Here is a 3,952-nt window from a genome sequence, read left to right as displayed (position 1 = left end):
CGGGTCGCCGCCATCGGGCTAGCGGCGATCGCAAGCGCGGCGCAGCCGGGCGAAGCGGGTCGCCGCCATCGGGCTAGTGGCGATCGTGGCTGACGCGGCGTCGCGGCTTGCCTGCCCGGCGAGTAGCGTCGCGAACGTGATCGATTCCATCCGGTCCAGCCGGGCCGCGATCGACGTCCGCCAGCTCGGAACCGTCGAATACCGCACGGCCTGGCAGTTGCAGCGCGAGCTGGCCGACGCCCGGGTCGCCGGCGGCGGCGACACGCTGCTGCTGCTCGAGCACCCGCCGGTCTACACCGCGGGACGGCGCACCGAGCCGCACGAACGACCGGTGAACGGCACGCCCGTAGTCGACACCGACCGGGGCGGCAAGATCACCTGGCACGGCCCGGGGCAGCTGGTCGGCTATCCGATCATCGGCCTGAGCGAGCCGCTCGACGTGGTGAATTACGTGCGGCGCCTCGAGGAGGCGCTGATCAAGGTGTGCGGCGACCTGGGCTTGGAGACGTGCCGGGTGCACGGCCGGTCCGGGGTGTGGGTGCCGGGCGGTGCCGGGCGGCCCGACCGCAAGGTCGGCGCCATCGGTGTGCGGGTCTCGCGGGCGACCACCCTGCACGGGTTCGCGCTCAACTGTGACTGCGACCTCGACGCGTTCGGCACGATCGTGCCGTGCGGCATCACCGACGCCGACGTGACCTCGCTGTCGGCCGAGTTGCGGCGCCCGGTGGCTGTCGGCGACGTCCGCGCGGCCGTCGCAAACGCCGTCTGCGACGCCCTCGACGGGGTCCTGCCGGTCCGGGAACACCCCGGCACGCGCGTAGCATCAGCGATGTGACTGTCGCACCCGAAGGCCGCAAGCTCTTGCGCCTGGAGGTCCGCAATGCGCAAACCCCGATCGAGCGCAAGCCGCCGTGGATAAAGGTGCGGGCCCGGATGGGGCCCGAATACACCCAGCTGAAAAGCCTGGTGCAGCGCGAAGGCCTGCACACCGTCTGCGAAGAGGCGGGCTGCCCCAACATCTTCGAGTGCTGGGAGGACCGGGAGGCCACGTTCCTGATCGGCGGCGACCAGTGCACCCGCCGCTGCGACTTCTGCCAGATCGACACCGGCAAGCCCGCCGCCCTGGACCGCGACGAGCCCAGGCGCGTCGCCGAGAGCGTGCAGACCATGGGATTGCGCTACGCCACGATCACCGGGGTGGCCCGCGACGACCTGCCCGACGGCGGGGCCTGGCTCTACGCCGAGACCGTGCGCGCGATCAAGGAGCTCAACCCGTCGACCGGGGTGGAGCTGTTGATCCCCGACTTCAACGGTGAGCCCACGCGGCTTGCCGAGGTGTTCGAATCACGCCCGGAAGTGTTGGCGCACAACGTCGAAACCGTGCCGCGGATCTTCAAGCGGATCCGGCCCGCGTTCAGCTACCGGCGCAGCCTGGACGTCATCGCCGCGGCACGCGAGTTCGGGTTGGTCACCAAGAGCAACCTCATCCTCGGGCTGGGCGAGACCGCCGACGAGGTGCGCACCGCCCTGGCCGACCTGCGGGGCGCCGGCTGCGACATCGTCACCATCACCCAGTACCTGCGTCCGTCCACCCGGCACCACCCGGTCGAGCGCTGGGTGCGGCCCGAGGAATTCGTCGAGTTCGCCCGCGACGCGGAGGGGCTGGGCTTCTCCGGGGTGCTGGCCGGGCCGCTGGTGCGGTCGTCCTACCGGGCGGGCCGGCTCTACGAGCAAGCGGCGCGCACCCGCGCCTGAACCTGCCGCGCCGCCGTGGCGGCCCGCGCCGATACGTATCCTTTGACTATGGCTAAACCCCGCACCGCCGCTGAGAACAAGGCCGCCCGGGCACAGGCGCAGGCCGCGCGCAAGGCCGCCGCGAAGGAGCGCCGCGCCCAGCTGTGGCAGGCGTTCAACCTGCAGCGCCGCGAGGACAAGCGACTGCTGCCGTACATGATCGGCGCCTTCGTCGTCATCGTGGGCATCTCGGTCGCGGTCGGTGTGTGGGCCGGCGGGTTGACGATGATCACCTTGATCCCGCTGGGCGTGGCGCTGGGCGCGCTGGCCGCGTTCATCGTCTTCGGCCGTCGCGCGCAGAAGAGCGTCTACAGCAAGGCCGAGGGCCAAACCGGCGCGGCCGCATGGGCTTTGGACAACCTGCGCGGCAAGTGGCGGGTGACGCCCGGGGTGGCCGCGACCGGTCACCTCGACGCGGTGCACCGGGTGATCGGCCGTCCCGGCGTCATCCTGGTCGGCGAGGGATCCTCGGCCCGGGTCCGCCCGCTGCTGGCCCAGGAGAAGAAACGCACCGCGCGCCTGATCGGCGATGTGCCGATCTACGACCTGGTCGTCGGCAACGGCGAAGACGAGGTTCCGCTGGCCAAATTGGAGCGCCACCTCAACCGCCTGCCAGCCAACATCACCGCCAAACAGATGGACACGCTGGAGTCCCGGTTGGCCGCCCTGGGCACGCGGGCCGGCGCCGCCGTCCTGCCGAAGGGCCCGCTCCCGAACGCCGGCAAGATGCGTGGTGTGCAGCGCACCGTGCGGCGTAAGTAGCCAGATCGGAGCCAGTCAGCGCCGGACGACCGCCGTCGCGGTCAGCCGGTCCTGCATACCGCGGCCGTCCCAATCGGTGAACAACGCCGGGACGACCATCCCGACGAGCCCGCCCCGCACCACCGCCCGGACGACGCCGACCGCCCCGCGCCCGTCGACCGTCACCACCCGTAGACCCAGCACCAACTGACCGGGCGTGAAGCCGAACAGCCGCACCGAAACCACGCCGAGCACGAACCAGATGCCCAGCACCGCCGTCGACAGCATGTGTTCGGAGAACAAGCCGAAGCGCATGGCCAGCGCGGCCAGGCCGTACGAGATCAGCCAGTCGATCATCAGCGCGCCCAGCCGGCGGCCCATCGGGGCCAGCGAACCGGGTCCGGTCTGCGGCAGGCCCAGCCGCTCGCCGGGATAGGTGGACGGCGAGTCCGGCGTCATCGTCTGGAGCCGGGCTTCGACTCGGCGACGAGCGCGTCCCGCGACCCCGACGGAACGCTGCGCCGGGGCACCGGAAGAGTTACGATCCAGCGGTCCATGGCCCCACAATAGAACCCGCCGGTGACGGCGCCTCTTTTGTGAACAACATGGGTCGCGTAACGTGCGCGCAACACGGGGTTGACTGGCGGGCAACATCTGCTCCATAGCGTCAGGCCGCGGATCTCACCAAGTAAAGGAGCATTTCTGTGACGGAAACGACGCCCGACGACGTTTTCAAACTCGTAAAGGACGAGGACGTCGAGTTTGTCGACGTTCGGTTCTGTGACTTGCCAGGCATCATGCAGCACTTCACGATTCCGGTTTCGTTCTTCGACGAGAGCGTCTTCGAGGACGGCCTGGCCTTCGACGGCTCCTCGATTCGCGGATTCCAGTCCATCCACGAATCCGACATGCTGCTCCTGCCCGACCCCGCGACGGCGCAGATCGACCTGTTCACCGAACACAAGACGCTGAACCTGAACTTCTTCGTGCACGACCCGTTCACGCTCGAGCCCTACTCGCGTGACCCGCGCAACATCGCGCGCAAGGCCGAGAACTACCTGATCAGCACCGGCGTCGCGGACACCGCCTACTTCGGCGCCGAGGCAGAGTTCTACATCTTCGACTCGGTCAGCTTCGACTCACGCACCAACGGCTCCTTCTACGAGGTCGACGCGATCTCGGGCTGGTGGAACACCGGCGAGCCCACCGAGAACGACGGCACCCCCAACCGCGGCTATAAGGTCCGCCCCAAGGGTGGGTACTTCCCGGTCGCCCCCGTCGACCACTACGTCGACCTGCGCGCCCAGATGCTGTCGAACCTGATCAAGGCCGGCTTCAGCCTGGAGAAGGGCCACCACGAGGTGGGCAGCGGCGGGCAGGCCGAGATCAACTACAAGTTCAACACTTTGCTGCACGC

General features: G+C 69.3%; 5 protein-coding genes. 4 read left to right on the top strand and 1 reads right to left on the bottom strand.

Translation table 11 applies throughout. The features are described 5' to 3' along the window. The first annotated feature begins 136 nt into the window (after nucleotides 1-136). Genes lipB through A5691_RS10120 form a run of 3 tightly spaced genes read left to right on the top strand, consistent with a single transcriptional unit; the run spans nucleotide 137 to nucleotide 2,556 of the window. Entirely contained in the window at nucleotides 137-835 is a 699-nt protein-coding gene (gene lipB, locus A5691_RS10130) for a lipoyl(octanoyl) transferase LipB (RefSeq protein WP_067758007.1), read from the top strand. Next, nucleotides 832-1,755: a lipoyl synthase gene (gene lipA, locus A5691_RS10125; RefSeq protein ID WP_067758004.1), complete on the top strand. Its 924-nt coding sequence runs from the start codon at nucleotides 832-834 to the stop codon at nucleotides 1,753-1,755. The genes lipB and lipA overlap by 4 nt, the downstream gene beginning before the upstream one ends. A gap of 48 nt (nucleotides 1,756-1,803) precedes the next feature. Further along, the gene (locus A5691_RS10120) at nucleotides 1,804-2,556 is read left to right on the top strand and encodes a DUF4191 domain-containing protein (protein ID WP_068017168.1); all 753 of its coding nucleotides are present in this window, start codon (nucleotides 1,804-1,806) and stop codon (nucleotides 2,554-2,556) included. Between the two features lie 15 nt (nucleotides 2,557-2,571). Here the strand turns inward: A5691_RS10120 and A5691_RS10115 are convergent, their stop codons facing one another. Next, the gene (locus A5691_RS10115; RefSeq protein ID WP_067757998.1) at nucleotides 2,572-2,994 is read right to left on the bottom strand and encodes an RDD family protein; all 423 of its coding nucleotides are present in this window, start codon (nucleotides 2,992-2,994) and stop codon (nucleotides 2,572-2,574) included. Nucleotides 2,995-3,239: 245 nt separating this feature from the next. Between A5691_RS10115 and A5691_RS10110 the strand changes: the two genes are divergently transcribed. Further along, the coding region (locus tag A5691_RS10110; protein ID WP_197694420.1) for a glutamine synthetase beta-grasp domain-containing protein at nucleotides 3,240-3,952 on the top strand (713 nt) is incomplete at its 3' end.

Origin of the sequence: Mycobacterium sp. E183 (assembly GCF_001667735.1) — a bacterium.
Classification (GTDB): Bacteria; Actinomycetota; Actinomycetes; order Mycobacteriales; family Mycobacteriaceae; genus Mycobacterium.
Note: the sequence above shows the minus strand (reverse complement) of the source record. Positions and strands in the feature narration are given on the sequence as shown.